Origin of the sequence: Methanocaldococcus infernus ME, from assembly GCF_000092305.1 — an archaeon.
GTDB lineage: Archaea > AGJL01 > Methanococci > Methanococcales > Methanocaldococcaceae > Methanocaldococcus > Methanocaldococcus infernus.
On record NC_014122.1, the window covers coordinates 100,027 to 126,965 of the forward strand.

Sequence of the window (26,939 nt, forward strand, 5' to 3'; positions counted from 1 at the left end):
GTTACTTAAATCTTATTTATAACCTTATAAATTTAGAAACATCTTCACCCTCTGTTATGAACTATAGTTCTAAGTTCAAAATTTTAATGCTAAAATTTTTTATATAAAAATCAATTTTTTAAGCAAAAAGTAAATATATGAGTTATGTTTGTTATTAGTTCCTAAATATGTAAGATAAAGACTACAAAAATTTAAAAAAATAAATATTAAGGTGAAACAATGCCAGCACCAAGATACAGATCAAGGTCATACAGAAGGGTTTATAAGAGAACACCGGGAGGAAGGTTAGTTATACACTACAAGAGAAAGAAGCCAGGAAAGCCAAAGTGTGCAGTTTGTGGAGCTGAGTTACATGGAGTTCCAAGAGGTAGGCCAGTGGAGATAAGAAAGTTGGCTAAAACAGACAGAAGGCCTGAAAGGCCTTATGGAGGCTACCTCTGTCCAAGATGTTTAAAGAGGTTAATGATTGAGAAGGCAAGAAACTTATAAAAAGTGTTCATCATGATCATAACCATTGGTGGCCTTCCTGGAACTGGAACCACTACTATAGCTAAGAAGATAGCTGAGAAATACAACTTAAGATATGTCTGTGCAGGCTTAATTTTTAGAGAGATGGCAAAAGAGAAGGGAATGAGTGTTGAAGAATTTAGTAAGTATGCTGAAAAAAATAAGGATGTTGATAAAGAGATTGATAAGAGACAGGTTGAGCTTGCTAAGGAGGGAAATATAGTTTTAGAGGGAAGATTGGCTGCATGGATGCTATTGAAGAATAATATTAAGCCAACCCTCTCTATATGGTTTAAGGCTCCTATAGAAGTTAGAGCTAAAAGAATAGCTGAGAGAGAAAAGATTAGTTATGAAGAAGCTTTAAAAAACATGACACTTAGGGAAGAGAGTGAGAAAAAGAGATATAAGGAGATATATGATATAGACTTAGATAACCTTTTTATATATGATCTTATTATTGACACTTCAAAGTGGGATATTGGGGGAGTGTTTAATATTGTCTCAACAGCTATAGACAACCTAAAGGGGCAATATTAGGCCTCCCTCATTTTGTAAGGATGAATTGTGATTCGCGAGAATCACAATAACAAAAATGAGGTGAGGTTTTTGGCTGCTATAGAAGTAGGAAGAGTTTGCATAAAAACAGCTGGAAGAGAAGCAGGAAAAGTTTGTGTTATTGTAGATGTCTTAGACAAAAACTTTGTAGTTGTTGATGGCTTTGTTAAGAGAAGAAGATGTAATATAAAACACTTAGAGCCTACTGAGAAGAAAGTAGAGATTGAAAAAGGAGCTTCAACTGAGCAAGTTAGACAAGCCTTAGAAGAGGCTGGCTTTACAGAAGAATAAAAGTTTTTGGTGGTAGAATTAAGATTCTATGAATATATAACTAATTTTTTAGAGGAGAGAGTTAGAACTCTCTTTTCCTATCCTGGGGAGCAAATATATAAGTTGTTTGAAGAGATTAACAATAGTAAAATAAAAAATATTGTTGCTGCTGATGAAAGAGGAGCTGGCTTTATGGCAGATGGCTATGCCAGAATCTCTAACTATTTTTCTGTCTGCTTAGCCACTGCTGGACCAGGGGGATGTAATTTAACAACTCCCTTAGCTACAGCTTATAAAGATAGCTCAAGTGTCTTAGCCATAACTGGAAGGCCAACAAGGAAGTATATAGGAGAAAACTATTTTCAAGAATTAAATTTAGATTTTTTAAACTTTCACAAGGGCTTTTTTGTTAATGAACCAAAAACCTCTTACTTGGAGAAAAGTTTATCACTGTTGGAGTATAAAAAGCCTGTACATCTAAATATCCCCTCAGATGTTTTAGAAGAAGAGGTTTGTGAAGTTCAATATACTGAGGAGAGGGAAGAGAGAGAATTTAAAGAAGTTGAAGGAGATCTCTTATTAGTTGGTCAGGGGATATATGGAACTCTAACTTATAAAGAAATTCTAAAAATAAATAAACTCTTATCTAAATTTCCTGTTGCTACCACCTTTCCAGCAAGAGGGGTAGTAAAAGAGGAAGAAAATATAGGTTTAGTTGGAAGGAGAGGAGATATAGAGAGCTTAAAGAAAGCTAAGAAAATTATAAATTTAGGAGCATCATTATCATATAATACTTATGTGGAAAGTTTAAGAGAAGAGCTATTAAAGAAAACTATTAACTTAGACATTCAAAGAATAAACTACAGTGAGCTAAAAAATTTAATTAAAAATTTAAATATAGATTTTAGTTATGATATTAAAAAAAGAACTTTTAAAGCTAAAGGGGATTACTCAAGGAAGGTTGAAGCTTTAATAAACAACTTGCCAGAAGATTCTATATTAGTTTTAGATGCTGGGAAGCATACAGTCTTCACCTCTTTACTGAAAACCTGTAATATTCCTAAGAGTATAATAGCTTCCCACTCCTTTGGCTGTATGGGCTTCTCTCTTCCAGGGAGTATAGGGGTTAAATTTGCCACAGAAGACTTTAAGATAGATAGAGAAGTTGTTTCTATCTCTGGAGATGGAGGCTTTATAATGAACATTCAGGAGTTAAAAGTAGTTTCTCAGCATAACTTAAAAATTCTTTTTGTTGTCTTTGAAAATAATAAGTTGGCTAACTTTTGTAGGATAGAGAATCCTGATTTTATCAAAATTGCTGAAGCCTTTGGAATAGAAGGATACAGAGTAGAGAGCTTAGAAGAGATTGAAGATTATGTTAAAGACTATTTAAAGGGAAATAAGCCCTTAATCTTGTCTATAAAAGTTGAAGATGAAGATTTACCAAAACCAAACACATAGAGAGGGGATAAAGGATGATAGATGAGTTCTTTACAGAAATATGCAAGGATTTACATTTTAATGCTACAAAACTTACCAATGAAGAGTTTGGTCAAAATTGGAAGGTTCCAGAGGGGTTTATATCAATCATTGGCTTGGAAAATGCTAAGTTTCCAGTCTTCTACTATGGAATTACTGAAAGCTCTAAAAAAGAATACTTTATAAAGAAAGAGAAGGGGCAAATCTTTGTTAGGCTAAGGTTTAAGTTTGATAGAAAAGACTTGATAGAGAAGGAAAAGTATGTTGTAGCCAACGCCTTCAATGGCTTACTCCTATTAATTTATATAGATAAGGATGAATTTATTAGAGAGAGTTCTAAAGTCTTAAAAGAGCTTTATGAGAAAGATGAAGAGGTTAGAAAATATATAGAGAACTTAAAAGAGAGGAACATGTTTGAAAGTGTAACTGAAACTATAGGGTTTATAGCCAATAGGGATTATAACTGGCTAATTGGTAGGATAAAATATAACTTAGGAAACATGAGATACTCTGGGGAAGGCTATTATTTAATTCCACTAAAAACCAAGTTAGAGATAACTCCTGGCTTAGAGACTGAGGATAACTACTTAATAATAGACTTAGAAAATGCTCACCTATTCAGAAACTTTATTATCTATCTTGATAAAGTAAGGGGTCAGGTGATATACAATAAAGAGAGGCTCTGTAATAAGAAGCCAGCTATTATTAATGTGAAGGTAGATGAAAACCACTGTCCTTGGTGTGGGGCTAAGTTAAGGGTTGTAAAGACTAAGAAAGGAGAATTCTTAGGCTGTACTAACTATCCTCAGTGCTTATATAGAAGATTCCCTAAGAAAGGTGTAGATCTTGGTTAAAAAGGTTTATGGTGTTGGGATAGGGATAGGTGGAGAGAGCTTAACCTTAAAAGCTTTAAATATCTTAAAAAAGGTTGACAAAATCTTTATCCCAATTTCTAAGAGAGGGAAAAGCTCTGTGGCTTATGAGTTAATAAAAGAATATATAAAAGATAAGAAGGTTGAAGAACTCTTATTTCCTATGAGTAAGGATAAGGATGAGTTAAAAAAGTGCTGGGAAGAGAATCTTAAAAAAATACTAAGTGAAGAGGGAGAGGTAGCTTTAATAACCCTTGGAGATCCAACTCTATATAGTACTTTTTCATACATGTGGAAAAGCTTAAGAGAGAAAGGGGTTGAGGTTGAAATTGTTTCTGGCATCTCCTCCATCTTTGCAGCTGCTTCCCTATTAAACATCTCCTTAGCTGAAGGAGAGGAGAAGGTTTGTATCCTTCCACAGGGAAAGGATTTAGATAAATACTTAGATGACTTTGACACTATCATAGTGATGAAAACCAAGAATTTAGAGAATATATTGAAAGGCTTAGATAGAGATGACTTAACTATCTACTTAGCCAAAAGGTTGGGCTTGGAAGATGAGAAAATAACTTTTGGCTCTCCAAGGGAAATTAACTTCAATGAGTTCAATGACTACCTATCCTTAGCTATCATTAAAAAGGAGAGAAGATGAATATTATAAGAGAGGTTCCAGAGAGCTTTTTAAATGGATTCTATTTGATGCCAACAGATAGGGAAAATATTAAAGAAGGAGGAGAATTTTATTTTATAAATAGAATTCCTATTTTAAGGGTTCATTTTACTCCAAATTTAAAGAAAAATATAAAAAAGATAGTCTACCTTATAAGGGACAAATACTCTTTTTCCAAGCCAATAAGTGGATGGTTAAGTAATTTATTTAACTACATAAAAGAGAAAAAATCTTTAAGAAAGCATTATAGAGCTAAAAAAGCTTGGTTTAGAGCAATAGGAGACTTGTTTAAAGATATTGAAAACTGGGAGTTCAGGAAGGTTATAAATAAAGTAATGTCTTTATTAAGGTCAATTAATCCTATCTTAGTTATAGAGCTTCATGATATTAGTAAGTGGCATCATGGAACCTCTACCATCAAATTTATAAAAGAGCTCTACAAAAGAGGAATCTCTATAGTTTTAAGATATCCTCAGGAGTGCCATAACCATATAAAGAAAATATTCCGTGAAGGTAGGTTAAATATTAAAGGAGCCATTAAATACTTTGCAAGGAAGCTAAATTATTATATTTCTGATAGTGTAGCAGAATATTTAAGTAAGATAAGCCAGGGAAATTTAGAGGTTGTATATCTAATACTAAAGTGTTGTAAAAGAACTCTAAGAAGTGCAAGGGAAATAAAGATTCCTTGGCTAAAGATACTCCCATATATAGTTGATTCGAAATATCGAAAGTTCGTTGAGTTAGCTATAGAGTTAAGATCTTTTACTATTGAAGACATTTATTTAAGGCTAAATTATAAGTTACCAACAGTTTATAGATATCTTGATGACTTAGCTAAGATGGGAATTTTAAAAAAGATTAAAGCAAGGAAAAAAATTAGGTTTAAATTAAAGTTGAAGAAAGAGAAGCTTATCTCTCTTCTGGAGAATTATAGATTTAAAAAACCATGGTTAAGTATTTATCTTCTTGATTCTATCCCAGTATTAAAATCTTTCGAGTTTTCGAGTTGCATATAATCATTAATTTTTAATTTAGTTTTTTTAGAAATTATATTCATTATTTTAAATATTGGGGTTAAATGTTTTCCTATAAGAAATTGTCAAGTTCTATTATAAAAATGCTTTTGTCTTATAAGAAATCAAATTTACCTTATAATGTTTTCGAGTTTTCGAGTTGCATATATGTATATGGCTTAACCCCCTCTCCCACAATCCTCAATTTTGAGATTATCACAAAAATTTTTCTATATTTTATATTTATCTTCTAACAATATAAAGATAAAAAAGAAAAATTATACAACATTTTAAATAAATAAAAAATAAATAAACAATAATTAATTATTTACTTGTTAAATTTTAAGTAAATCAAAAAAATAAAAATAAAAAACAAAAATTACAACAAAAGATGAGAAATTTAAGGAAAACTCCAATAAATCTGACAAAATAGTAGCTAACTAACTTTTGCGATAATCACTTACAACACAATACTGGCTAACCTAAAAGAGCATATACATATATGCAACTCGAAAACTCGAAATTTATTCATCACTATCTTTAATCTTTTCAAATAATCGATTTAGGTAATCGATGTGTTTACATTTATCACTCTGACAGATAGAACACCACCATCTGCCTAGATAAGACCTAAATACGATTCCTATAAGCTTCTTATCCGAAGTGTAGAATGAAAAGGTGTAACCTCCCATAGAATCCTTCTTCCACTTGAGTTCGAATCCAAGGGTTGCAAGTGGGTAATGTTTTATGCTAAATTTCTTATAAGGTAAAGACTCGAAAACATTCGAAAATGCAGGATCAAATATTTCGGGCGCCAATCTTTTTAATATGGCCAATCCTTTGCTTGTGAATGAATATACAACCTTATGCCCAATCCTTTCTCTTTTTAATATATTTAAGGCTGAACAGAGCCTTAAAAAAGAAGATGCTAACCCCTTTGATATATTTAAATTCTTTGCCAGTGAAGTAGGAAATGTACTTCCTGTTATTACTAAATAGTGTAAAATGGCTTTCCTGAATATAGTTGATACAACCTCATAAGGCAATCTTTCCATTTTTACACCTTCAAAATTTTTCTAACTAAAATTATTTTTCTTATAGTTTAAGATGCTCAAACATTACAAAATTTCTTAACAAAATATTGTTTGGTTCACGATATAAAATTTTCCCCATCTTCAACAAGTGAGTATTACCAACCTAATCTCAACAAATTTTTAAATTTAACTTCTGATTTGGTATATTTATACTTTTCTTAGCTTAACATAGATTCACTATCCTAATTAAATTTTGATAAGAAAAATAAAGCTTTGTTAATATACTAAAAAACGTTTGATTCATAGTTTATAGCCAATAATAACTTAATATTCACGTTAATTTATGGAAATTATTTTAAAAGTTATTCCACTGAGAAAAATTCAAATTAAATTTATTTCATAGCGATAGTTTATATACTAATACTAATTTTATTCAATTATAAAAATAAGAAATTTGAAGTTAGATAATAAAAATTAATGGTTAGGTTCACAATAAAAAGTATAAAATAAGTTTAGGTTCACATTATTTAGGTTTGAAAAAATATTTATAAGTAAATTTAGAGTTATTAATTTTGGTGAAACCTTGAAGGCATATCCAATAAAGACAAGATACATAAAAAAAGGAGAGAACTTCATTCCCATCATAGTGGAGGCTATAAAAAATAGTGGGATCAAGTTAGAGGATGGAGACTTTGTAGTTCTAAGTGAAAAGATGGTTTCCACTGCTGAGGGAAATTTTATAGATGAGAGTAAATATAAGCCCAAGATGTTAGCCTATTTAACTTATTATTGGTCAAAGTACATATGGGGCTATGTCTTAGGAAAAATTTTTAGACTAAAAGAAGAGAAAATAAAAAATCTAAGAAACATGCCAAAAAGAGAGAGTTTAAGACATAAGCAGATGATCATAGAGGAGCTTGGCTTACTCTATTCTTTAAAGCCCTATGCTGAGGGAGGAATAGATTTAACAAATGTTCCCTACACCTATGCCTGTCCCCTTCCAAAAGAGCCTGAGAAGTGGGCTTCTCTTTTGAGGGAGAAAATTAAGGAAGAGCTTGGAGTTGATGTTAATGTTATGGTTTCAGATACTGATGCCACTTATAGGCTCTTTAACTTCTATTTTACAGCTCTTCCCTATGCTATTAAAGGAATCCATATTCTCCCTGGAATTGTTGGCTTCTTATTAGCAAGGATTATAGAACTTTTAAAACTTGGAGGCTTTGCTGGCTGTACACCTTTAGCAGTTGTTGGAAATCATAATTTAAAAATAGAGGAGTTGGTTAGAATAGCCTTTATAGCTGATAGGGTTCATATAACCACAAAAAACATGGGTGAAGTTTTAAAAAAGCATAACTCTTATATCATTACAGAAGAAATTTTAGAAAAGTTAGAGCATACTCCTGTAGTTGTAATAAAGATGAAAGAAGAGTTTAAGGGTGAGAAAAATGGAATGTAATGGAAAATGTGACTCTTGTAAAATTAAGGATCAATGTCCAGACACAAAGAAATTTTTCATCCAACAGGAGAATAAGATAAAGGAAAGGATGAGTAAAATAAAGTATAAAATAGCTATTCTAAGTGGTAAGGGAGGGGTTGGAAAGAGTACAGTTTCCACCAACTTAGCTGTAGCTCTTGCAAAGAGAGGAAAGAAAGTAGGTTTGTTAGATGCTGACATACATGGGCCAAATGTTCCTAAGATACTTGGCTTAGAGGGTTATCCAGAGGTTAGAGAGGGAGAGATAATTCCCTTAGAGAAGTATGGGGTTAAAGTAATCTCAATGGCTAACCTTCTACCAGATGAGAAAACCCCCATCATCTGGAGAGGACCTAAGGTTAGTGGAGCTATAAGACAGTTCTTAGCTGATGTTAATTGGGGAGAATTAGATTACTTAATTATTGACACACCTCCAGGAACAGGAGATGTTCAACTAACCATTATGCAATCCATCCCATTAGATGGAGCTATAATTGTAACAACCCCTGAAGAACTTTCTGTCTTAGATGTTAGAAAGTCTATAAGTATGGCTAAGATGTTAAAGGTTCCTATCTTAGGAATCATAGAAAATATGAGTGGCTTTGTCTGTCCTAAGTGTGGAGAGCTAACCTACATCTTTGGAGTTGGTGGTGGAGAGAAGGCTGCTAAGGAATTTGGAGTTGATTTCTTAGGAAGAATTCCAATAGATATTAAAGCAAGGGAGGCTCAAGATAAAGGAGTGCCAATGGTTTTAATGGACTGTAGAGCAAAAGAGGAGTTTGAGAAGATAATAGATAAAATTATTGAGAAGCTCTAAATTTTTTGATGAAACTTTTTCTAAAAGTTTCAGAGGGGGAATAGATAAAATTATTAATTAGAAGTTAAAGAATCTCCTTAAATAGTCCTTATCTCTATCTATGTAGATGTGAGCATTGTAAATAAAATGGTTATACTCTTTTAACTCCACTTCTAAGCTTTTTGCAACAAGCTCACCTAAGGATATTAAGCCAAGAGCATTAGAATGAAAGGCTAAGAGGATATCATTACTCCTAAAAAGGACACTCATAATTAACTTATCTTCCCTTAGCTGAAAGCCTATATGCTGAAGGCAGGGAACATCTTTAACCTTCTGATCAATAAAGGGCTGCCAGAGGGAGATAACAGCTCTCCTTGAGGTGCTATTATTTTTTAGCTTCTCTATCACATAGCTTAACTGGTCATTTTTTAACTTCCTATCATAGCTTGGATATTCTCTAATTCTCTCATAGTAGTTATAGGTAAAGTTATTCTGTGAGCCCTCTAACAACTGTTTTTTATAGCTTTCTATAGCATTCTTCCCAAGAGGATACTTTGAAGATATACTTTTTAACTTAGGATTGGTTATTTTCACAAAAACATTTAGCAACTCTTTACATCTCTGACCATCCTCAGTTATCATCTCAGAGCCTTTTTCTAAGATCTCTTTAACTAAGATCTCATAAGCCTTAGCCACAGAAGGAGCTTTTATAAACATTTGGTGATCACTTTTTATTTTTTGGTGTGGGATTGTTATTTCTTTTAACTTATTTATTCTTATTGGTTTTTAGGTTTTATCTTGTTTGAAGTTCTTGTTTTTAGGTTTTTGTTGTTTTTAGGTGGGATTTTTTGATTTTTATTTGGTTTTTAGTTGGCTTCGGAGGGTGGCATGATATTATTAATTTGAATATTCGGTTTTTATGAATTATTGGGATTTTTTAGTTTTTTAGGTTATTTGTTTTTAGAATTTTATTTTCCCTTTGGAAATTTCGTTTTTAGTTTAAAGGTTTTGGTTTTATTTGAGTATTAAAGAAAGTAAGGATTTTTATCAAACTTCGGATCTTTTTAAATAAATAGAAGAACCTAACCTTCAGCCTGTTGGTTAGGATAAAGCTTATATACTATAAGAGCGAATGTTATAAACAAGCAAAATTTTGCCTTGTAAAATAACGCCCCTAAGGGGATGGAAACAGTAGTTGAGCACAGATTTCTCTGTGAATAACATCAAGTAAAATAACGCCCCTAAGGGGATGGAAACCATTTACATTTTGCATTTCTTATCATGCACAACTCGTAAAATAACGCCCCTAAGGGGATGGAAACGGTTAATCTATAATGCACAAACAAAAACATTAGGAGAAGTAAAATAACGCTCCTAAGGAGAAAATTTTTATTATAATTTTACAATAAAAGCTTGTAACATATTTAAACAGTGCTGAGCATGAAAGTTAGAGAGATCAACAAAAAAGAGAAAGAAGAGATATTCAAAGAGATATATAGATACTGTAAAGACTATGCTTATAAATTTGATTATTCTAAGCTATATGCTCTTAAAGGGAATTGGGTTACAGTGTGTTATTCAAACACCAAGCCCTTGGTTGAAGATCTCTACTCTATAGGTAATGTCTTTGGAGAGTTCAGGAGAAAGTTTAAGTTATCCTTGGAAGGCTTTACCTTACTCTCAAATAATATAGTAAATAACTACTGTATAGTTAATGAGAAAGCTGAATCTCTATTTTTGTATGGTAGAGATATCTTTAAAAGCTCTATCTTAGAAATAAAAGGCTCTGGGAGATTGGCTATATTCAACAAAAATAGAGAATTCTTAGGGGTTGGTTATAAGGAGAAAGACATCATCAAAAATATAAAAGATAAGGGATGGTATTTAAGAGAGGGAGGCTAACCTCTTCCTAATAGGCTCTAAGATTTTTATAAGCTCTTCAGCTACTGCATTCTTTAAATCTAATGGATGTAACTCTTTATTTTTATAAGCAGTTTCTAACTCCTCATAGCTATTAAATGTTACATCTCCTCCAAACTTCTCAGGCCTCTTGACAACTAAGGGATACTCTAAAAAGTACTTAGCTATCTCTAATATAGGATTTCCTTCAACCTCTCCAATAGGACAGTAAGCCTTTTTTATCTTCTCCCTTATAACCTCTGGAGAGTCATCAACAGCTATAAAGTTCCCCTTGGAAGAGCTCATCTTTCCTTCTCCATCTAAACCAGTTAATACAGGATTATGAATACAAACAACCTTTTTATCTAAAAGCTCTCTTGCTAACATGTGTATCTTTCTCTGTTCCATCCCTCCAACAGCTACATCAACATCTAAGTAATAGATGTCATTAACTTGCATAATTGGATAAATAACTTCAGCAACCTTAGGATTTTCATCCTCTCTTGCTATTAACTCCATGCTTCTCCTTGCTCTCTTGAGAGTTGTATTTAAAGCTAACCTGTGTAAATTTAGAACATAATCTCTTTCTAATTGAAACTCACTTCCATAAATATAGTTAGCCTCTAACCCCATAGCCTTAAAAACCTTCTTATTATACTCTCCAATCTCTTGAATCTCTTCTAAGCTACCCTTTTGGTTTAGGTAGGCATGAAGGTCAGCTAATAAGATAATAATGTCAAAGCCAGCCTCTTTTAAGTCCATCATCTTCTTTATCTGTAAGTAGTGGCCTAAGTGTATCTTCCCACTTGGCTCAAAGCCAATATAAGCTTTTTTCTCCTCCTTCTCTAAGACTTTCTTAAGCTCTTCCTCAGTAACTATCTCTACAGTGTTTCTTTTTATCTTCTCCAACATGGGTCTCACTTCTTTAGCAATATGTAAATATCTTCTCCAGTTCTAACCTTCTTTAAGAACTCCCAATTTTCTAAAACCCTACCTACAATATTTGTTTTTTCAAAGCTCTCTCCTGTTGGTCCAAACTTGTCATGATCAGAAAGCCTAACTCCTATCATTCCCTTGTATCTACTAACCATATTTGAAACTCCAATCTCTAAGCCCTTAACCACATTCTCAGGGGTGTTTTCAGGCAACAAACCTTTAGCATAATCAGGGTTCCCTTTAAACATGACTATATCTTTATGTTTAAAATAGACATGTAACTTTCCTACCCTCTTTGTGGTTAACCCTGTTGTTCTCCTAAAGTACCATGAAGTTATTGGAGCTTTATCATCATATAAGGTTATGGTAATAATATTCTCCTTACTTATAGCCTTTAACTTAACCTTCTTCTCTTTTAGGACATTTAAAGTGTATTCAGGCTCTTGCTCTACAACTATCCCCTTTCCTTCAACTTCAACCTCTATCCCATGCTTCTCAAACATCTCTATAGCTTTCTCAACCTCTAAGCCAATAGCACATAATCTTTCAGGAACTGTTTTAACAGTTAAAGTTCCAGTTTCAGAGAAATCTATTAGCTCCATCCCCTTCCTAACCTTACCTACAACAGTGTGTGATAGTGAAGAGCTTCTACTCTCTTTATAAATGAAAACTTTCCCCTCTCCATCCCCAAAGTTTCTTACTGTTATAACCCCTCTATCTCTATCAACTAAATTCCCTTCCTCTATCTTTAAACCTTTAAGTGAAGCATTGGCTATAAAAGTATTTGTATATTCATCAATTTTAAACTCATGGTTTTCCATTATAGCTAAGCAGTGCTCAGTTGCAGAAGGCACTTCAAAGAACTCAGCTTCAAAGTAAGTTATAATCTTCCAACCATCTTCTAACTTTGTATTTAAATCAGTTGTAACAATATAGTCAACTAACTCTTTTTCTTCACTGATTAGCTCAATATCTATAATATAGTCTTTTAGCCCTAAATTACTCAAAACCCATTTTCCTCCTACAACCCTTCCAATTTTTGGCTCCTCCAATCCATAAATTCCTGAGGTTTTTTTAGTTATAAAGACTAAGTGCCCTTCATCCTTATCCAATCCAGATAAACTTAAAAGGACATCCCATTTATTAAACACTTTCTCCTTATCAGAAACTTCCAAGTCTATCCTTGTAGGTCCAAAGGCTATGTCAAAGTGACTAATCCATCTAACCCTTTTAACAAACTTCTTATAATTTTTTAGGAAGAAATTAGAAGCTTCATTATCTTCAGTGACAGCTATGGTTATATTTCCTTTATTTGTTTTAACTAAAAATTTTCTTGTAGCCTCAGCCTCTTTTTTAATTCCTTTTATAATAACTATATTAGCCCCTTCCTTGTAAAATTCCCCATCTAAAACATCCTTTAAAGTCTCTCCTCTCTTAACCTTATCATTAACTATAACCTCTGCCATTGAATCACCAAAAAAGTTAAAAGAGTTTTTTTAGCTTTTCAATATTTTATAGACCTCATCTAAATCTAAATTCTTCTGAACCTCTCCAAATTTAACAGCTTCTTCTTCTCCATATCTTGGAATAATGTGGATATGGACATGATCAACTTCTTGTCCAGCTGCTCTACCATTGTTATTAACTATATTGTATCCTTTAAAGTTTAATTTCTTTAATATCTCTATGGTTTTTTTAACCCCAACCATTAATTTACAGAGCTCTTCATCAGGTAATTCATCAAACCTTTCATAGTGTTTCTTAGGTACTACTAAAGTATGCCCCTTACTCCTTGGATTTATGTCCAAGAAAGATATAACATAGTCATCTTCATAAACTATCTTAGCTGGAATCTCTTTATTAACTATTTTACAGAAGATGCACATAGTAACCACCTTAGATAAGTTTTAATCTCTTAGCCACTTCTCTATACTTACTAATTACATCCCCTAAGTCTTTCCTAAAGACATCTTTGTCTAAGATATCTCCACTACTCTTATCCCACAACCTCATAGTATCAGGGCTTATCTCATCAGCCACCACTAACCTATCCTTATATCTTCCAATCTCTATTTTGAAATCAACTAATTCAATTCCAACCTCATCAAACACCTTTTTTAATACTTCATTAACCTTTAAAGCTATCTCTCTCATCTTTTTAAGCTCTTCCTCAGTGGCTAAGCCCAAGTTTATAGCTATGTCTTCATTTAACATAGGATCATGATATTCATCATTCTTATAGTCAAATTGAACAATTGGCCTTTTTAACCTTTCTCCCTCTTTAAATGGATATCTTCTACATAAGCTACCAGCAGCTATATTTCTAACAATAACCTCTATTGGAATGATTTCAACCTTCTTAGCCAACATATAATTTGGCTCTATATACTCTAAAAAGTGTGTCTCTATCCCATTCTCTTCCAACTTTTTGAATAAGTAAGAGGAGATTAGAGCATTTAAGTAACCCTTTCCTTCCTTAACATCTTTCTTAGCCCCATCCCCTGCTGTAATGTCATCCCTAAACTCTATTAAAACTTTATCTTCATCAACCTCATAGATAGACTTAGCCTTCCCACTGTATATAGGCTTTTTTGCCTTTATCTCTTCTATGTTCACTATTTCACCCTCTCTATAGCCTCTAAGATTCCTTCTATAGTATATTTTTTAGCCACTATTGGATTTAGCCCAAATCTTTTAACCCTCTCAGCAGTTACAGGTCCTATAGCAATAATATAATTTTCCTCTATCTTCTTTTTAAGCTCTTCATCCACATACTTTAAAAAATTCTCAGCTATAAGGCCACTTGTAAAGGTTATGATAAAGGTGTCTAAGTTTTTTAGAGATAAAACTTTCTCTTTAAGATTCTCTGGCTCTAAGGATTCATAGACATAAATATATGTTGGATGTAAAACCCTTAAAACATCTCTTGTAGCCCTTGTTGTTGGAATTAAAATTTTCCCTTCAACTTTTTTAATCTCCTCTAATAGCTTCTCAGCTCTATACTCACTTGGAACTATCTCAGGAGATTTTTTAAATAGCTCTTCAACCTTCTTAGCAGTCTTCTCTCCAATACAGGCTATTATCTTCTCCTTAACTTTCTCCCTCTCATCTTCAGAGAGATTTAAGTATAAACCTTTAACTCCCCTTGGAGATGTAAAAGCTATAATGTCATAGTTATCTAAATTAATTTTAACTTTTTTATATCTTATCTCTAAGCAAGGAATTTTTATTACTGAATAACCTTTCTTAGTTAGCAATTGACAAAAGCTCTTAGCCACATCCTCAGGCCTTGTGACAATAACATTCATAATATCACATAAATTAAAATTCCAATTAAACCACCAAATAAGGTAGCCAATAGATTAGTTATCTCATTATCTATTAAACCCCTTCTCTCAAAGAGAGCTCCAAGTATGCTATCAAATAAATTTCCTAAAAAACCTGAGACAGCTGTGGAAATTAAAAGCTTAAAATCATTAAATAAAATGTAAGAGAAAATTCCAATAGATAGAGAGCCTAAGAAACCAGCTAATAAGCCTAACTTACTAACAGCTCCATCCTCTCCTTTCTCAACAGGCTTTAAGGTTGTTATTAAAATAGGCTTCTCCTTAGAGAGAACCCCTATTTCTGATGAGAAAGTGTCAGAGGCTGCAGTACTTAGAGAGCCAGTAAAGGCTGGTAGGAAAATAGGGGATAGTATAGAGAGAAGGGCAAAGATAAAAGGGATTAGCCCATTTGCCAGCACATTTTTTAAACTCCTCTGTGTTTCCTCCAACTTATATTTTCTCTTTTCTTTAAGCCCTATCTTACTAACTAAGCTCCCAAGTATAAAAAAAGATAGCAATAGAATGAAATATTTAACTCCACAAAAGTAGAGTAAGGTAAAGCCCATAATAGAAGCTCCTATAACTCCTTTATTATCTAAAGCCTTACTTCTCTTTATAAGAAATGCCAAAATTAAAATAATAATAATTGAAATAATTAACTTCATGTTCTCACAAAAAGAGCCCTGGCCGGGATTTGAACCCGGGTCTGGGGATCCGAAGTCCCCCGTTCTGTCCGGGCTAAACTACCAGGGCTTTAAAGTTCTAATTATTATTAAAGTCTATAAATATTTTTAGGTGAACTCATGATCTTAGTCACAGGAGGAGCAGGATTTATAGGTAGTCATGTGGTTGATAAGTTAATTGACCAAGGTTATGAAGTTTTGGTTATAGATAATTTAACAACAGGAAATTTAAAAAATTTAAACCCTAAGGCTAAGTTCTTAAAGCATGATATAAGAGAGGCTTTAGATATTAAGGATGTTGAAGCCATTATTCACCATGCAGCTCAAATTAATGTTAGGCACTCAGTAGAGAAGCCAAGATATGATGCAGATGTTAATGTCTTAGGAACTATAAATTTATTAGAGCTGGCAAGAAAAGCTGATGCTAAATTTATTTATGCCTCTTCCATGGCTGTTTATGGAAATCCTAAGTATTTGCCAGTTGATGAAAACCATGAGATTGATCCAATCTCTCCCTATGGGTTGAGTAAGTACTGTGGAGAACTCTATATAAAGCTTTATAATAACCTCTATGGCTTAGAATACTCTATATTAAGATATTCTAATGTTTATGGAGAAAGGCAGAATCCAAAAGGAGAGGCTGGAGTTATCTCCATTTTTATAAGTAAAATTTTGAGTGGAGAAAGGCCAGTGATCTTTGGAAATGGAGAACAGACAAGGGACTTTGTCTATGTTGGAGATGTGGCTAAAGCCAATGTTATGGCTCTAAATTGGAAAAATGAAGTTGTAAATATAGGGACAGGGACAGAGATAACCATAAATAAGCTTTATAAAATTATTAAGGAGAAGATGAACTATAATGAGGAGCCAATCTATGATAAGCCAAGGAAGGGGGATGTTTATAGAGTTTATTTAGACATAACAAGGGCTAAAAAGCTTGGCTGGGAGCCAGAGGTTTCCCTAAATGAAGGGCTGGATAGAGTGATAAGTTGGATGAGAAAATGTGGACAAGGGAATTAATAAAGCATGGGCTAAGCTTGGCCAATGATATAGATGCCAATGCCTTCTTTCTATTTACAGAGACAGGAAAATCTTTTGACATCTTATTAGATATTCTTAAGGAAAAGGGAGAGGTAAAAAAGAGAAAATTTTCATTGTTGGATAAAATTTTGAAGAAAGAGTTAAAGATTATTGTTTTTACACCAAATGAAACCACATATAAGAGAATCTCAAAAGAGAAAGATGAGAATATTGATATTGTATTTTTGGGATATAGAGAGGAGGAGAGGTATCAGATAGTTTTGAGTGGCTTAGTTCACTCTCTAAACTTAAGGAAGATAGAAAAAAGTGACAAGGTTGTTAGTGTAGTGGGCCCAAAGAATGGAAAATTAGATACTATCATGATCTTAAAGGTTGATGAGCATATAAAAATTACAAGAGTTTATGAACTATTAAATAGCTTAGATCAGAAAATGAGAAGAACAGTTAAAGAAGTGTTAAAATTAGCTATGGAAATTGGGAGAGAGGGAAAAGAAGGGAAAAGAGTAGGGACACTCTTTGTTATAGGGGATACTTTAAATGTTATAAGTATGTCAAGGCCCTTAATCTTAAACCCCTTTGCAGGGCATGAGGCTAAGATCTTTGATCCAGATGTTAAGGGAACAATAAAGGAATTAAGTAGTATAGATGGAGCCTTTATAATAACTGAAGAGGGAAAAGTAGTTTCAGCTGGAAGATATCTTGATGTTAAAGGAGATGTTAATCTAAAAAAAGGACTTGGAGCAAGACATGTGGCTGCAGCAGGTATAACAAAAAATACAAATGCTATAGCTATAACAGTTTCTGAAAGTGGAGGAATAGTTAGAATCTTTAAAGATGGAGAGATGGTAGCTGAACTTGACCCAAATAAAGTATTATTATTTTAAAACCAAAAAAAGAGAAGGCGTCAGTTCGCCCATCAATCATCATAGCTCAGCAGCTACTCCGATCATCATCCGCCTTTTTTGTTTATTCTTTATTTTCCTCTTTATTTTCTTCTAAACCTAATAGTTCAGGAATGGACTTCTCTCCATACTCAACAACTTTAACATTTATCTGAACTATATCAGGAGCTATTGTATTTCCTCTAACAGTCTTTCTTCTTCTCTCTCCCTTTCTCTTTGGGTGGAATCCTGGTGGTCCACTTAAAAGAACTTTAACCTTTCTACTTCCATGAATGTCTGGCCTCATTGGGAAGCCACTATCATCAGTTCCTCCTCTTATCTCTAACTTATAGCCCTCTAAGCCTATAATTTTTCCATCAAATACATCTCCTATTTTCATTCCAACCAATGGAGTGTTGTCAGCTTCAATCTGATAACATCTTCCAGTCTTTGGGTCAGCTACAACAAATTTAGCCATTGGCATATTTAACACCCTAAAATAGCTTTTTTCTCTTTTTTATCTCCACTTGGCCTTAAGATGGCTTCATCCCTAAAAACCCCTTCAGCCGTGGGAAGCCAAAGGGGTGGTTGGCCATCTTCATCAGCCACTTCCCAACCTCTCATAGAGAGGTTAGGAGAATAAACCTTGAAACTTTTAATGATTAAGTAATATATAAATTTTATCTAAACCTTATTTTTCCAGGAGAGATCTATAAATATTTGCCCACCTTGATAATCTCCTAAGCCACTATTTTCTTCTAAGTCTCCTTCAATTTCTAAATATATCTTCTTCAGCTCTTCTATCTTATCTCTCTCAGCTCTCCATAATCCTCTCTGATAAGCTTCTAATAACCTTCTACTAATCTCCTCTAAGGCATAAATATTATTCCTCCTAAAAAATTCTCTATTCTCTTCATTTTTTATATATGTGTTAAAGATCTCATCATATATCCAGTTTTCAACTTCTTTAGTTGTAGAACTCCAGCCATAGATTCTACCAACTCTCTTGGCTATATCTCCAGCCCCTTTATATCCATGCTTTTTCATCCCCTCAATCCACTTAGGATTTAAAAGTTTTGATAATGTAACCCTTTCAAGCTCTTCCTTTAAGGTTCTAACTTCAACCCCTTTCCTTGTATCTCCATAGTAAGCCTTTATCTTCTTTTTACTTAAAACTCTTGCAGCATTTGTTAAACCTCCATGTGTTCCAAAATAGCAACAGCAACCAAGAAGATCATATTCATCAGTCACAACCTTGTTAAAGGTTAGATCAACTCTCTTTAGTAGTTCTTCAAATACTTGCTTAGCTTTAACTCCATTCACTCCTTTACCATAAGCATATGAATTCCAATATAAGAAAATATCTTTTAAGTCCTCTTCACTTTCCCAAGCACTTGAGTATATAGCATATTTAACTCCATTTCCATAAGTTCCTGGCTTTGAGCTGAATATTCTATATGTAGCTTCTCTAAATGAAACCCCTTTCTTCAAGTTTTCTAAAGTATGTTTTTTAACAAAGTTCATATTCAATGGCTCATCTAACTTAGCCACTCTCATAACAGCTTCATCAACCAGCTCTATACAATTTGGAAAATAGTCCCTTAAGATGCCACTAACTCTTATTGTAACATCTATCCTTGGTCTTCCTAATTCTTCTAATGGAATAACCTCTATGCCAACAACTCTTCCACCTCTCCAGAGAGGTTTAACCCCCAGTAAGTATAAAATTTGAGCCAACCCTTCCCCATCTGACCACATGATATCAGAAGCCATCCAATAAATGGCTATATTCTCAGGAAATCTCCCATGTTCCTCTAAATATTTGTCTATAAGTTTCTCAGCTAACAGTATGCCAACCCTATAGGCTGACTTTGTTGGGACTTTATAAGGATCTAATGTATAAAAATTTCTTCCAGTTGGTAAGATGTCATAGTTCCCCCTTGTTATTAACCCAGAAGGACCTGGCTCTATGTAATTAAGATCCATAGCTCTTAAAAGAGAGCCAATTTCATCACTCTTCTCTATCCTCTCATTTATCTCAATTATTTCATCCATTAACTTTTTATCATCTATCTTTTCCCCTGATAAAACTCTCTTTACTTTCTCTTTAACATTTCCATACTCAAACTCTAAAATTGAGCTAATAAACTCTACTCTCCTCTCCCCTTCAGGTTTTTCTCCAAAAACATGCATTCCATCATTCATTTTAGTGTTTTTTATTAACTCTATTGTATCTCTCAACTCTTTAAATATCTCTTTAAACTCTTTATGAATCTCCCTAATATCTCTTAGCTTTTCTTTAATGTTTCCCAAATTACTCTTTTTTATTTCCTCAACTATTAGATGCTCTAACTGATGTTTTCTTATCTCACTATCACCCTTTAAATACTCATCTATCAAATTACTTAAATTCTCTAACCTCTCATCAAAAGAAGAGGTTAGAACTGTCTGCATGTGGTCAATAATTAGAGCATAACTTCTTCTCTTGGCTATTGAACCCTCTGGAGGATTGTCAGAGTTATATATGTAAAGATGTGGAACCTCCCCAATACAGATATCAGGATAGCATTCTTTAGAGAGGCAAACATTCTTTCCTGGCAAGAATTCAAGGGTTCCATGAGTTCCTACATGTACAATAAGGTCAGCTATATCATTGAAGTATTTATAGGTTGCTAAGTACTGATGTGTTGGAGGACAGTCAGGATCATGTAAAATTTTACAAACAGAGCCATCACATCTTGCTCCTACACAGCCTCTTTTTGGTTGGACACAAATATAGATATTCCCAAATTTTAAGCCAGTTATAACTATCTCCTCTACCTCTCCCCAAACCCTTTTTATCTCTTCTCTAACCTTCTCTGGAAGTGAATTTAAATAATTTAAATATTCTTCCTTACTCATTATATAGAGATAGCCTCCCTTCTTAATGGTTTCAGAAACTGTTGTCCATCTAAATTCTGGGAAGGCCTTCTTTTCTAAGATTAGTTTAGCTAATTCATTTCCATCCTTAGGAATATTTTCTACAAAGTAGCCCTCTTCCTTTAATTTTCTCATAATTCTTACTAAGCTCTCAAAAGTGTCAAGGTGGGCAGCACTACCAATAGTAGCTTCAAGAGAGGAACAAGCTGAGCTATGTAAGACAAAAACAACTTTTCTATCTTTTTTTGGCTTTTTCTTTAAATTTATCCATCTTCTTACTCTATTTACTAATTTCTCAATCCTATCATCAATAGCCTTTTTCTTCTCTACACCATCTTCTTTTTCAGTAACTCCTATAATAATTGGCTCAATAACCCCCTCAAATTCAGGCAATGTTATGGAAAACCAAATCTCATGCTTTAAACCATCTCTCTTCCACTCTTCATAACTTTGATAATAACTAACAATTGGATGAAAGACTGGAACATTTAACTTTTTTAAAATTTCTACACCCTGAACCTTTTTTAAACCATGGTTTTCAACAGAGGTTTCCAATGGAAAAGAGAGCATGTTAATTAGAGCATCTATTAACCTCTCCTCTCCCCTAAAAAAGTATTTTAGTATACAGTCACCTCCACTAATGGCCTTTAACTCTTCATTTCTTGCTCCATAGGTAAAGACAGGAATGACATTAAAGTATCTCTCAAGACTTTCTATAAGTTTATCTATAATTTCAGTGTCTTCATTAATAATATAGTGCCTTGAAAATAGAATTCCTACAGTTTCCTCTTTTTTAAATTCCACATCTTCTAAAAATTCATCTAAGTGCTCCCAAATTTTTCCCTTGTAATAGATTCCCTGCATAGGCATTTCTTTTGGAGGTTCATAGTGAAGATCTTCCTTCAACACTTCCCTTAATAAAAATAGAATTAAGTTTTTGAAATTTTCAAGCCCTCCATAGACCATATATAAATAGCAATCTCTTGACAGCTTAGAATTCCAAAATTCTGGATTTTGCCCTGTAATGATCAAATTTTTTACATTTAAATTTAGCTCTTCATAGAAGTTATCACTATTTGTTCTATATATTAAAACTATATCTGAATCTTTAGCATCTTCTAAAAACTCTTCTAACCTCTCTGGCATCTCTCTTGTTGAATACACCCTAATATTTATATTCAACTTATCCTTAATACTATCATAAGCTTTTTTTAATATTGATGTGTAAGGAGCCCAGAGTAGTAGGGTAAGTTTCATAAATCCCACCAAAGGTTATAATATAGCTTGAGTAAATAATATTACTATTTATATCTAATTGTGAAATTTTTATTATTCTGTTAATACTAAGTAATAAATAATGGTGATATCTTGACATATCCATTTACAGCAATTGTTGGACAGGAGAAGATGAAAAAAGCTTTAATTTTAAATGCAATAAATCCAAAAATTGGGGGAGTTCTCATTAGAGGGGAGAAGGGGACAGCTAAATCTACAGCAGTTAGAGCCTTGGCTGATGTACTTCCAGAGTTGGAAGTTGTTGAAGGCTGTCCTTTTAACTGTGATCCCAATGGAGAGCTATGTGACATATGTAAAGAGAGAAAAAAAAGAGGAGAGCTAAAAGTTATTAAAAGAAAAATGAAGGTTGTTAATCTTCCAATAGGGGCTACTGAAGATAGAGTTGTTGGAACCCTTGATATTGAGAAAGCCATTAAAGAGGGAATAAAGGCTTTAGAACCAGGGATATTAGCTGAAGCTAATAGAAATATCCTATATATTGATGAAGTCAATTTATTAGATGACCATATTATTGATCTCCTCTTAGATGCTGCTGCTATGGGATGGAATATTATTGAGAGAGAAGGAATAAGGGTTAAACATCCATCAAGATTTATCTTAGTAGGAACCATGAACCCAGAGGAAGGGGAGTTAAGGCCTCAAATTTTAGATAGATTTGGGCTTATGGTTGAAGTTGAAGGACTAAGGGATATAAAAGAGAGAGTTGAGGTTATAAAGAGAGTTGAAGAGTTCAATGAGAACCCTGAAGCATTCTATAAGAGGTTTGAAGAAGAACAAAAAAAATTAAAAGAGAGAATAATAAAAGCAAGAGAAATTTTAAAGAATGTTAAAATAAAGGATGATCTCTTAGAACTCATTTCCAAGATCTGTTTAGAGCTTGGGATCCAAACAAGTAGGGCAGATATAACAGTGGTTAGGACAGCCAAGGCTATAGCTGCATTTAATGGTAGAGAGTATGTAACCTTAGATGACATAAAAGAGGCTTGTGAGCTTGCTCTACCCCATAGAATGAGAAGAAAACCATTTGAGCCTCCAAGGTTAGAGAAAGAAAGGATAGAGGAAATAATAAATAATGAGCTAAAAAAAAACTAAGTGATGAAGAGAGAAAGGGAGAGAATAGAGAGGAATATAGTAATAATAATGAGGAGAGTATAGAAGGAAGCTCTGGAGGTGGAGAGAGAAGATTTGATCCTAAAGGGAGTGTAGATCCAAAGATACTAAGCTTAAAGCTAAAAAGAAGGCATAGATATGGAAGTGGTAGGCATATAAAAAGCTTCAGTAGAAAGGGGAGATATATAAAATATAGGTTAGCTAAGAACACTTCTGATATAGCCCTTGGAGCCACTTTAAGAGCTGCAGCTATTCATCAAAAGAGGAGGAGAGAGAAATACAAAAATAAAAATTTAGCTCTTTACATAGAAAAAGAGGATTTAAGAGAAAAAATTAGAGAGAAGAAAATATCAAGCTATATTTTATTTGTTGTTGATACAAGTGGATCCATGGGAGCTTTAAGGAGAATGGAACTTGCAAAAGGAGCTATAAGATCTCTTTTAGTAGATGCATATCAGAAGAGGAATAGGGTAGGGATGATAGTATTTAGAAAGGATTCAGCTGACTTAATCTTACCTTTCACTTCCTCAGTAGAGCTTGCTGAAAAATCATTAAGGGATGTGCCAACAGGAGGAAGAACTCCACTATCAAAAGCTTTTTTAAAAGCTTATGAAACATTTGAAAAAGAGCTTAGGAAGAATCCTAATATTATCCCAATTATGGTTTTCATAAGTGACTTTAAGCCAAATGTTGCTATCAAAAATGACTTTATAAAAGAGATCTATGAAATCTGTGAGAAGATTCATGAGAAAGGAATTAATACAATATTTATAGACACTGAGCCAAAAACCTTTATAAAACTTGGAATTGGTGAAGAATTGGCTAAAAAATTTGGATTTAAGTATTATAAAATAGATGAGATCAAGCTTGATGACTTACTAAAAGAAATTTAGATCTTATAGACATCATCTACAAAGGAATGGATAAGATCTATATTTTTATTTAATATTTTCTCAGCCTTCTCAGAAACATCTGTTATAGAGCTTATAGTTATAGCTGGCTTTGAAACTTCATCTAAGAATTTATATACATCCTTGTTGTGGAATAGTATTCCTTCATAGTATCTTAAATTTGGAATGGCATAGAGAACCCCATCTAAGGCCATAATGTCCTTAGAGGAATCTACTATAGTGTCTATAGTTAAAGTCATGGTTCCAGAGGTTTTAGAAACCTTAGCCTTTCTATAAGTTCTTAATAATCCTATTTTTTCAGCTTTATTTAAGAGATAGAAGGCTCTTTCATCAGTGTTATCTAACTCATAAATTTCAGTGTCAAATACACCCTTTGGATCCTCTATAATTGCTACCTTAGGAGAGAACTTAGCCAAGAACTCTGGCTCTACTCCACCTAAGCCAGTTAAGTCTATTAATAAATCTGGATTTACCTCATTTTTCATCATCTTTAACTTTAAGTCATTTAAGCTTAAGAACTTGGCATTTGTATTAATAAACTCTTTCATAAACTCATGTATATCAACTAAGTAAATATTTTCAGCATAGCCACTTAACTTCTGTGCCACCAAGTTCCCCCAGAGGTAGACTCCAAAGATTATAGCTTCTTTAAATTCCTCTCCTTCTAAAAATCTTTTTATAGCATTAAATTTTTTTTCAGCTATGCTTTGTATTACATCAATAACCTTTGTTTTTGTTTCAATTGTTAAAACCTTTTCAGTGATTCCCTGTTTCATAACCCCACCCTTCTTAGAGCATCTTTAACCTCTTTCTCTATCCTTCTTTCTAAGCTCTCCTTGTGAATTGCTGAACTCTCAGAGAGAGAGGCTGTTAATATTCTCCCCTTACTATCCATAATAACCAACATAGAGCCAGAGCCAGGAACTCCTAATCTTCCTCTGGCTATGTAGAGATCAGCATCTTCAACATCTAAGGCTATTAACCCCTTTGCTATGGCTGGCATTCTTGAGAGATCAGCTACTTTAGTATCTAAATCTATCATTTTTATTTCAGCATCACAAATCTCTGAAATAATATTCTTTATTACTTTAAATTTCTTTTCATTGTTTGTTGCTACAACAATTTTTTTAGCACTTTTTATAGTTTCCCTTATAGCTTCAACCTCTTCCTCTCTATCCCCCTCTCTCTCCCCTTTAAGAGATTGTAAATAAGCTCTCTTTATAAGGTTAGATAAGTCTCTGTTGCCCATATCTCACACCAAGCTCTTCAAAGATTTTTTTACTAATCTTCTCTCCTAATATATTAGCAACCTTCTTAGGATTTTTTATAATATCTTCTCTATTCCTTATTCCAGCTGAGTAAAGTTTCCTTGCTCTAACCCTACCAATATATTTAATTTTTAACAACTCTAATAGCTCTTCCTTAGCTCCATACTCAAGCCTTAACTCTAAATTAGGAACCTCTTTATTCAAAATTTTGGCTATCTCCTTCAAGCTATAGCTTAACCACTTAGCTACTTCAACCTTGTATCTTAAAATCCCTGGCTCAACCTTATAGGTTTTTAAAATCTCATCTTCAGGAACCTCATTGATCCAGTCATAGAGCATCTTAGCAGTCTTAAACTCTTCTAAATTCTCATAGCTAATAAAGATTTCATAATTTAACAGCTCTTCAGCAAGCTCTTCTTCCTCTTTTCTATAAACCCTTAGTAAAGGCTTCATTTCAATACATTTACATAGAATATATAGAAGGTGGAGATCATCTTTAACCTCTATGTTGTCAATCATTATCTTAGCTGAGAGGGGATCTAAGTAAAGGTTGGACACTTTTTTCCCTAAGGGAGTGACTTCAAAATTTTTAATAAAGTTACAATCTTCAAGAAATTCTATGATTTCTTTAATTTTCTTTTTAATCTCATCTAAATTCTTATACTGATAGGCATAGAAAGTATTCTTTATAAATTCTTCAAGGTCATACTCATCTAACACATACCTTGTAGCTATCAACCCTAAAATTTGGGTTCTTAAAACAGAGTCATTAGATAACTTTGAATATATTGGCTCAGGCTTTTGGGTTAAGCACTGTAAAGCTCTAAGATAGTCTCTCTCATCCTTAGCCACTAAGATCCCTTCTCCATACTCATCCAACCCTGGCCTTCCAGCTCTTCCTATGCACTGTTGAACTTCCATAATTGGAATGTAAGTTAAGCCTCTCCTTGTGTATCTCTTTAGCTCACTGATAATAACTCTTCTACATGGTAGATTTAAGCCAAATGCTAAGGTTGTTGTTGAGCAAATAACTTTTAATATTCTCTCTCTAAAAGCCTTCTCTATAATTTTCCTATGCTCATAGGTTAAGCCAGAGTGATGAAAAGCTATTCCCTTTCTTACACAACTGGCTAATTTTTTACAAAGCTCTGTAGGGGGGTCAAATAAGGATAAGAGCTCTTCACTAATCTCCTCTAACTTTCTTTTTTCACTCTTCTTTAGTAGATCAGAGAGGTCTAAGCTTAAAGCTCTATTTTCAGCCTTTTTCTTTGTTGGGCAGAAGATAATGACACTACCATTATCTTTAACAACCTCTTTAACAATATCTTGACACTCCTTAACTTCTCCATCTAAATACTCTATAACTCCTTCTCTGTAAATTCCCTTCCTTAACTCTACTGGTCTCCAGTTGTCTAATAGGAGTTCAGCATTTAGCCACTCACTTAACTCCTCAGGATTTCCTATAGTTGCAGACAACCCTATAATTTGAACATCAAGCTCTTTCAGCTTGGTTAATAAAACCTCTAAGGTTCCCCCTCTTTCACTATCTCCAATAACATGAATCTCATCAACAACAACCACTGAAATATCACTTAACTTAATCCCATGCCTCCAGAGAGAATCAAACTTTTCAGCAGTTGTTATTATTAAGTCATAATTCTCTAAGTCTTCATCTTCATCATAGTCTCCAATTGATAAAGCCACCCTAACCCCAAACTTCTCATACTTTTTCTTAAATTCCTCATACTTCTCAGAGGCAAGAGCCTTTAATGGAACTATATAAACCCCTTTCTTCCCCTTATCTAAGAGAAGATGGTTAATTAATGCCATCTCAGCTATTACTGTTTTCCCAGCCCCTGTTGGAATTGAGATTAAAAAATTTTTCTTCTTATCTAAAATTCCCAACTCTAAAGCTTTCTTTTGTGGAGGCCTTAACTCTTTAATGCCTAAAAATTTTAATATCTCATCCATGGTTATACACTTATTTAGGTGATAA

Annotated in this window: 28 protein-coding genes and 1 tRNA gene; 14 read left to right on the plus strand and 15 right to left on the minus strand. The window is 33.3% G+C overall.

Going from position 1 to position 26,939, the window contains the following annotated elements:
- The first annotated feature begins 219 nt into the window (after positions 1 to 219).
- From METIN_RS00535 to METIN_RS00565, 7 genes are all read left to right on the plus strand, one after another.
- A complete protein-coding gene (locus METIN_RS00535) occupies positions 220 to 489 on the plus strand; it encodes a 50S ribosomal protein L34e (RefSeq protein ID WP_013099528.1) in 270 nt (89 codons plus the stop codon).
- A 12-nt stretch (positions 490 to 501) separates the two neighbouring features.
- On the plus strand, positions 502 to 1,044 hold the full coding sequence (gene cmk, locus METIN_RS00540; RefSeq protein WP_013099529.1) for a (d)CMP kinase: 543 nt from the start codon (positions 502 to 504) through the stop codon (positions 1,042 to 1,044).
- A 69-nt stretch (positions 1,045 to 1,113) separates the two neighbouring features.
- Positions 1,114 to 1,353 carry a 50S ribosomal protein L14e gene (locus METIN_RS00545; RefSeq protein ID WP_013099530.1) on the plus strand — a complete coding sequence of 80 codons (240 nt, stop codon included), beginning with the start codon at positions 1,114 to 1,116 and terminating at the stop codon, positions 1,351 to 1,353.
- Between the two features lie 6 nt (positions 1,354 to 1,359).
- Positions 1,360 to 2,793, plus strand: a complete 1,434-nt coding sequence (locus METIN_RS00550) for a thiamine pyrophosphate-binding protein (RefSeq protein WP_013099531.1) — start codon at positions 1,360 to 1,362, stop codon at positions 2,791 to 2,793.
- A 14-nt stretch (positions 2,794 to 2,807) separates the two neighbouring features.
- Positions 2,808 to 3,665 carry a topoisomerase DNA-binding C4 zinc finger domain-containing protein gene (locus METIN_RS00555; protein ID WP_013099532.1) on the plus strand — a complete coding sequence of 286 codons (858 nt, stop codon included), beginning with the start codon at positions 2,808 to 2,810 and terminating at the stop codon, positions 3,663 to 3,665.
- Positions 3,658 to 4,335, plus strand: coding sequence for a precorrin-2 C(20)-methyltransferase (cobI, locus tag METIN_RS00560; protein WP_013099533.1), 678 nt, complete (start codon positions 3,658 to 3,660; stop codon positions 4,333 to 4,335). The genes METIN_RS00555 and cobI overlap by 8 nt, the downstream gene beginning before the upstream one ends.
- The gene (locus tag METIN_RS00565) at positions 4,332 to 5,372 is read left to right on the plus strand and encodes a hypothetical protein (protein ID WP_013099534.1); all 1,041 of its coding nucleotides are present in this window, start codon (positions 4,332 to 4,334) and stop codon (positions 5,370 to 5,372) included. The genes cobI and METIN_RS00565 overlap by 4 nt, the downstream gene beginning before the upstream one ends.
- A 521-nt stretch (positions 5,373 to 5,893) precedes the next feature.
- Here METIN_RS00565 and METIN_RS00570 read toward each other — a convergent pair.
- Complete coding sequence (locus METIN_RS00570; RefSeq protein ID WP_013099535.1) at positions 5,894 to 6,424, minus strand: hypothetical protein; 531 nt, start codon at positions 6,422 to 6,424, stop codon at positions 5,894 to 5,896.
- Between the two features lie 562 nt (positions 6,425 to 6,986).
- Here METIN_RS00570 and METIN_RS00575 point away from each other — a divergent pair.
- Positions 6,987 to 7,859: a coenzyme F420-0:L-glutamate ligase gene (locus tag METIN_RS00575; RefSeq protein WP_013099536.1), complete on the plus strand. Its 873-nt coding sequence runs from the start codon at positions 6,987 to 6,989 to the stop codon at positions 7,857 to 7,859.
- Positions 7,849 to 8,694 (plus strand): Mrp/NBP35 family ATP-binding protein, encoded by an 846-nt coding sequence (locus tag METIN_RS00580; RefSeq protein ID WP_013099537.1) that lies wholly within the window; start codon positions 7,849 to 7,851, stop codon positions 8,692 to 8,694. The genes METIN_RS00575 and METIN_RS00580 overlap by 11 nt, the downstream gene beginning before the upstream one ends.
- A gap of 57 nt (positions 8,695 to 8,751) precedes the next feature.
- Here METIN_RS00580 and METIN_RS00585 read toward each other — a convergent pair whose 3' ends face one another.
- On the minus strand, positions 8,752 to 9,390 hold the full coding sequence (locus tag METIN_RS00585; RefSeq protein WP_013099538.1) for a thymidylate synthase: 639 nt from the start codon (positions 9,388 to 9,390) through the stop codon (positions 8,752 to 8,754).
- Positions 9,391 to 10,113: 723 nt separating this feature from the next.
- Here METIN_RS00585 and METIN_RS00590 point away from each other — a divergent pair.
- Positions 10,114 to 10,575, plus strand: a complete 462-nt coding sequence (locus METIN_RS00590; RefSeq protein ID WP_013099539.1) for an NIP7 pre-PUA domain-containing protein — start codon at positions 10,114 to 10,116, stop codon at positions 10,573 to 10,575.
- Here the strand turns inward: METIN_RS00590 and METIN_RS00595 are convergent.
- The 7 genes from METIN_RS00595 to METIN_RS00625 form a co-directional block, all read right to left on the minus strand.
- Positions 10,558 to 11,484, minus strand: a complete 927-nt coding sequence (locus METIN_RS00595; RefSeq protein ID WP_013099540.1) for a tyrosine--tRNA ligase — start codon at positions 11,482 to 11,484, stop codon at positions 10,558 to 10,560. The two genes, METIN_RS00590 and METIN_RS00595, sit on opposite strands and share 18 nt — an antisense overlap.
- A 5-nt stretch (positions 11,485 to 11,489) precedes the next feature.
- Positions 11,490 to 12,974 carry a methyl-coenzyme M reductase-associated protein Mmp3 gene (mmp3, locus tag METIN_RS00600; RefSeq protein WP_013099541.1) on the minus strand — a complete coding sequence of 495 codons (1,485 nt, stop codon included), beginning with the start codon at positions 12,972 to 12,974 and terminating at the stop codon, positions 11,490 to 11,492.
- A gap of 30 nt (positions 12,975 to 13,004) precedes the next feature.
- A complete protein-coding gene (locus METIN_RS00605; protein ID WP_013099542.1) occupies positions 13,005 to 13,394 on the minus strand; it encodes an HIT family protein in 390 nt (129 codons plus the stop codon).
- A gap of 10 nt (positions 13,395 to 13,404) precedes the next feature.
- Positions 13,405 to 14,124 (minus strand): phosphoribosylaminoimidazolesuccinocarboxamide synthase, encoded by a 720-nt coding sequence (gene purC, locus METIN_RS00610; protein WP_013099543.1) that lies wholly within the window; start codon positions 14,122 to 14,124, stop codon positions 13,405 to 13,407.
- Positions 14,124 to 14,816 carry a uroporphyrinogen-III synthase gene (locus tag METIN_RS00615; RefSeq protein WP_013099544.1) on the minus strand — a complete coding sequence of 231 codons (693 nt, stop codon included), beginning with the start codon at positions 14,814 to 14,816 and terminating at the stop codon, positions 14,124 to 14,126. Before METIN_RS00615 ends, purC begins: the two co-directional genes overlap by 1 nt.
- A complete protein-coding gene (locus METIN_RS00620; RefSeq protein ID WP_013099545.1) occupies positions 14,813 to 15,499 on the minus strand; it encodes a TIGR00297 family protein in 687 nt (228 codons plus the stop codon). The genes METIN_RS00615 and METIN_RS00620 overlap by 4 nt, the downstream gene beginning before the upstream one ends.
- A gap of 14 nt (positions 15,500 to 15,513) precedes the next feature.
- Positions 15,514 to 15,587, minus strand: a tRNA-Arg gene (locus METIN_RS00625).
- Positions 15,588 to 15,637: 50 nt separating this feature from the next.
- Here METIN_RS00625 and METIN_RS00630 point away from each other — a divergent pair.
- Complete coding sequence (locus METIN_RS00630) at positions 15,638 to 16,537, plus strand: SDR family oxidoreductase (protein ID WP_013099546.1); 900 nt, start codon at positions 15,638 to 15,640, stop codon at positions 16,535 to 16,537.
- Positions 16,519 to 17,442, plus strand: a complete 924-nt coding sequence (locus METIN_RS00635) for a DNA integrity scanning protein DisA nucleotide-binding domain protein (protein WP_013099547.1) — start codon at positions 16,519 to 16,521, stop codon at positions 17,440 to 17,442. Before METIN_RS00630 ends, METIN_RS00635 begins: the two co-directional genes overlap by 19 nt.
- Before the next feature lie 82 nt (positions 17,443 to 17,524).
- Here the strand turns inward: METIN_RS00635 and METIN_RS00640 are convergent, their stop codons facing one another.
- The 3 genes from METIN_RS00640 to cobN all read right to left on the minus strand — a co-directional run bounded on the left by METIN_RS00640 (position 17,525) and on the right by cobN (position 21,615).
- On the minus strand, positions 17,525 to 17,923 hold the full coding sequence (locus tag METIN_RS00640; RefSeq protein WP_013099548.1) for a 30S ribosomal protein S6e: 399 nt from the start codon (positions 17,921 to 17,923) through the stop codon (positions 17,525 to 17,527).
- A 2-nt stretch (positions 17,924 to 17,925) separates the two neighbouring features.
- Positions 17,926 to 18,048 carry a hypothetical protein gene (locus METIN_RS07780; protein WP_269478997.1) on the minus strand — a complete coding sequence of 41 codons (123 nt, stop codon included), beginning with the start codon at positions 18,046 to 18,048 and terminating at the stop codon, positions 17,926 to 17,928.
- Positions 18,049 to 18,123: 75 nt separating this feature from the next.
- Positions 18,124 to 21,615, minus strand: coding sequence for a cobaltochelatase subunit CobN (gene cobN / locus METIN_RS00645; protein WP_013099550.1), 3,492 nt, complete (start codon positions 21,613 to 21,615; stop codon positions 18,124 to 18,126).
- A gap of 108 nt (positions 21,616 to 21,723) precedes the next feature.
- Between cobN and METIN_RS00650 the strand changes: the two genes are divergently transcribed.
- Together METIN_RS00650 and METIN_RS07740 are read left to right on the plus strand one after the other, a co-directional pair.
- Positions 21,724 to 22,746 carry an ATP-binding protein gene (locus METIN_RS00650; RefSeq protein WP_157198802.1) on the plus strand — a complete coding sequence of 341 codons (1,023 nt, stop codon included), beginning with the start codon at positions 21,724 to 21,726 and terminating at the stop codon, positions 22,744 to 22,746.
- Positions 22,747 to 23,153: 407 nt separating this feature from the next.
- Positions 23,154 to 23,657 carry a VWA domain-containing protein gene (locus METIN_RS07740; protein ID WP_232156305.1) on the plus strand — a complete coding sequence of 168 codons (504 nt, stop codon included), beginning with the start codon at positions 23,154 to 23,156 and terminating at the stop codon, positions 23,655 to 23,657.
- Here METIN_RS07740 and METIN_RS00660 read toward each other — a convergent pair.
- From METIN_RS00660 to METIN_RS00670, 3 genes are read right to left on the minus strand one after another with little or no spacing between them, the layout of a single operon-like run.
- Positions 23,654 to 24,451, minus strand: a complete 798-nt coding sequence (locus tag METIN_RS00660) for an SAM-dependent methyltransferase HcgC family protein (RefSeq protein WP_013099553.1) — start codon at positions 24,449 to 24,451, stop codon at positions 23,654 to 23,656. The two genes, METIN_RS07740 and METIN_RS00660, sit on opposite strands and share 4 nt — an antisense overlap.
- Entirely contained in the window at positions 24,448 to 24,924 is a 477-nt protein-coding gene (locus tag METIN_RS00665) for a FeGP cofactor biosynthesis guanylyltransferase HcgB family protein (RefSeq protein ID WP_013099554.1), read from the minus strand. The genes METIN_RS00660 and METIN_RS00665 overlap by 4 nt, the downstream gene beginning before the upstream one ends.
- Positions 24,902 to 26,914 carry a DEAD/DEAH box helicase gene (locus tag METIN_RS00670; protein WP_013099555.1) on the minus strand — a complete coding sequence of 671 codons (2,013 nt, stop codon included), beginning with the start codon at positions 26,912 to 26,914 and terminating at the stop codon, positions 24,902 to 24,904. Before METIN_RS00670 ends, METIN_RS00665 begins: the two co-directional genes overlap by 23 nt.
- Positions 26,915 to 26,939 lie beyond the last annotated feature (25 nt).

What these genes read in the sequence shown, in the direction of transcription:
- METIN_RS00570 (WP_013099535.1), bottom strand. Translation starts at nt 6,424, where the DNA reads ATGGAAAGATTGCCTTATGAGGTTGTATCAACTATATTCAGGAAAGCC.
- METIN_RS00620 (WP_013099545.1), bottom strand. Translation starts at nt 15,499, where the DNA reads ATGAAGTTAATTATTTCAATTATTATTATTTTAATTTTGGCATTTCTT.
- METIN_RS00590 (WP_013099539.1), top strand. Translation starts at nt 10,114, where the DNA reads ATGAAAGTTAGAGAGATCAACAAAAAAGAGAAAGAAGAGATATTCAAA.
- METIN_RS00595 (WP_013099540.1), bottom strand. Translation starts at nt 11,484, where the DNA reads ATGTTGGAGAAGATAAAAAGAAACACTGTAGAGATAGTTACTGAGGAA.
- METIN_RS00630 (WP_013099546.1), top strand. Translation starts at nt 15,638, where the DNA reads ATGATCTTAGTCACAGGAGGAGCAGGATTTATAGGTAGTCATGTGGTT.
- METIN_RS00640 (WP_013099548.1), bottom strand. Translation starts at nt 17,923, where the DNA reads ATGCCAATGGCTAAATTTGTTGTAGCTGACCCAAAGACTGGAAGATGT.
- cobN (WP_013099550.1), bottom strand. Translation starts at nt 21,615, where the DNA reads ATGAAACTTACCCTACTACTCTGGGCTCCTTACACATCAATATTAAAA.
- METIN_RS00670 (WP_013099555.1), bottom strand. Translation starts at nt 26,914, where the DNA reads ATGGATGAGATATTAAAATTTTTAGGCATTAAAGAGTTAAGGCCTCCA.
- METIN_RS00665 (WP_013099554.1), bottom strand. Translation starts at nt 24,924, where the DNA reads ATGGGCAACAGAGACTTATCTAACCTTATAAAGAGAGCTTATTTACAA.
- METIN_RS07740 (WP_232156305.1), top strand. Translation starts at nt 23,154, where the DNA reads ATGGGAGCTTTAAGGAGAATGGAACTTGCAAAAGGAGCTATAAGATCT.
- METIN_RS00615 (WP_013099544.1), bottom strand. Translation starts at nt 14,816, where the DNA reads ATGAATGTTATTGTCACAAGGCCTGAGGATGTGGCTAAGAGCTTTTGT.
- METIN_RS00660 (WP_013099553.1), bottom strand. Translation starts at nt 24,451, where the DNA reads ATGAAACAGGGAATCACTGAAAAGGTTTTAACAATTGAAACAAAAACA.
- METIN_RS00565 (WP_013099534.1), top strand. Translation starts at nt 4,332, where the DNA reads ATGAATATTATAAGAGAGGTTCCAGAGAGCTTTTTAAATGGATTCTAT.
- METIN_RS00580 (WP_013099537.1), top strand. Translation starts at nt 7,849, where the DNA reads ATGGAATGTAATGGAAAATGTGACTCTTGTAAAATTAAGGATCAATGT.
- METIN_RS00535 (WP_013099528.1), top strand. Translation starts at nt 220, where the DNA reads ATGCCAGCACCAAGATACAGATCAAGGTCATACAGAAGGGTTTATAAG.
- cmk (WP_013099529.1), top strand. Translation starts at nt 502, where the DNA reads ATGATCATAACCATTGGTGGCCTTCCTGGAACTGGAACCACTACTATA.
- mmp3 (WP_013099541.1), bottom strand. Translation starts at nt 12,974, where the DNA reads ATGGCAGAGGTTATAGTTAATGATAAGGTTAAGAGAGGAGAGACTTTA.
- METIN_RS00635 (WP_013099547.1), top strand. Translation starts at nt 16,519, where the DNA reads ATGTGGACAAGGGAATTAATAAAGCATGGGCTAAGCTTGGCCAATGAT.
- METIN_RS00585 (WP_013099538.1), bottom strand. Translation starts at nt 9,390, where the DNA reads ATGTTTATAAAAGCTCCTTCTGTGGCTAAGGCTTATGAGATCTTAGTT.
- METIN_RS00605 (WP_013099542.1), bottom strand. Translation starts at nt 13,394, where the DNA reads ATGTGCATCTTCTGTAAAATAGTTAATAAAGAGATTCCAGCTAAGATA.
- METIN_RS00555 (WP_013099532.1), top strand. Translation starts at nt 2,808, where the DNA reads ATGATAGATGAGTTCTTTACAGAAATATGCAAGGATTTACATTTTAAT.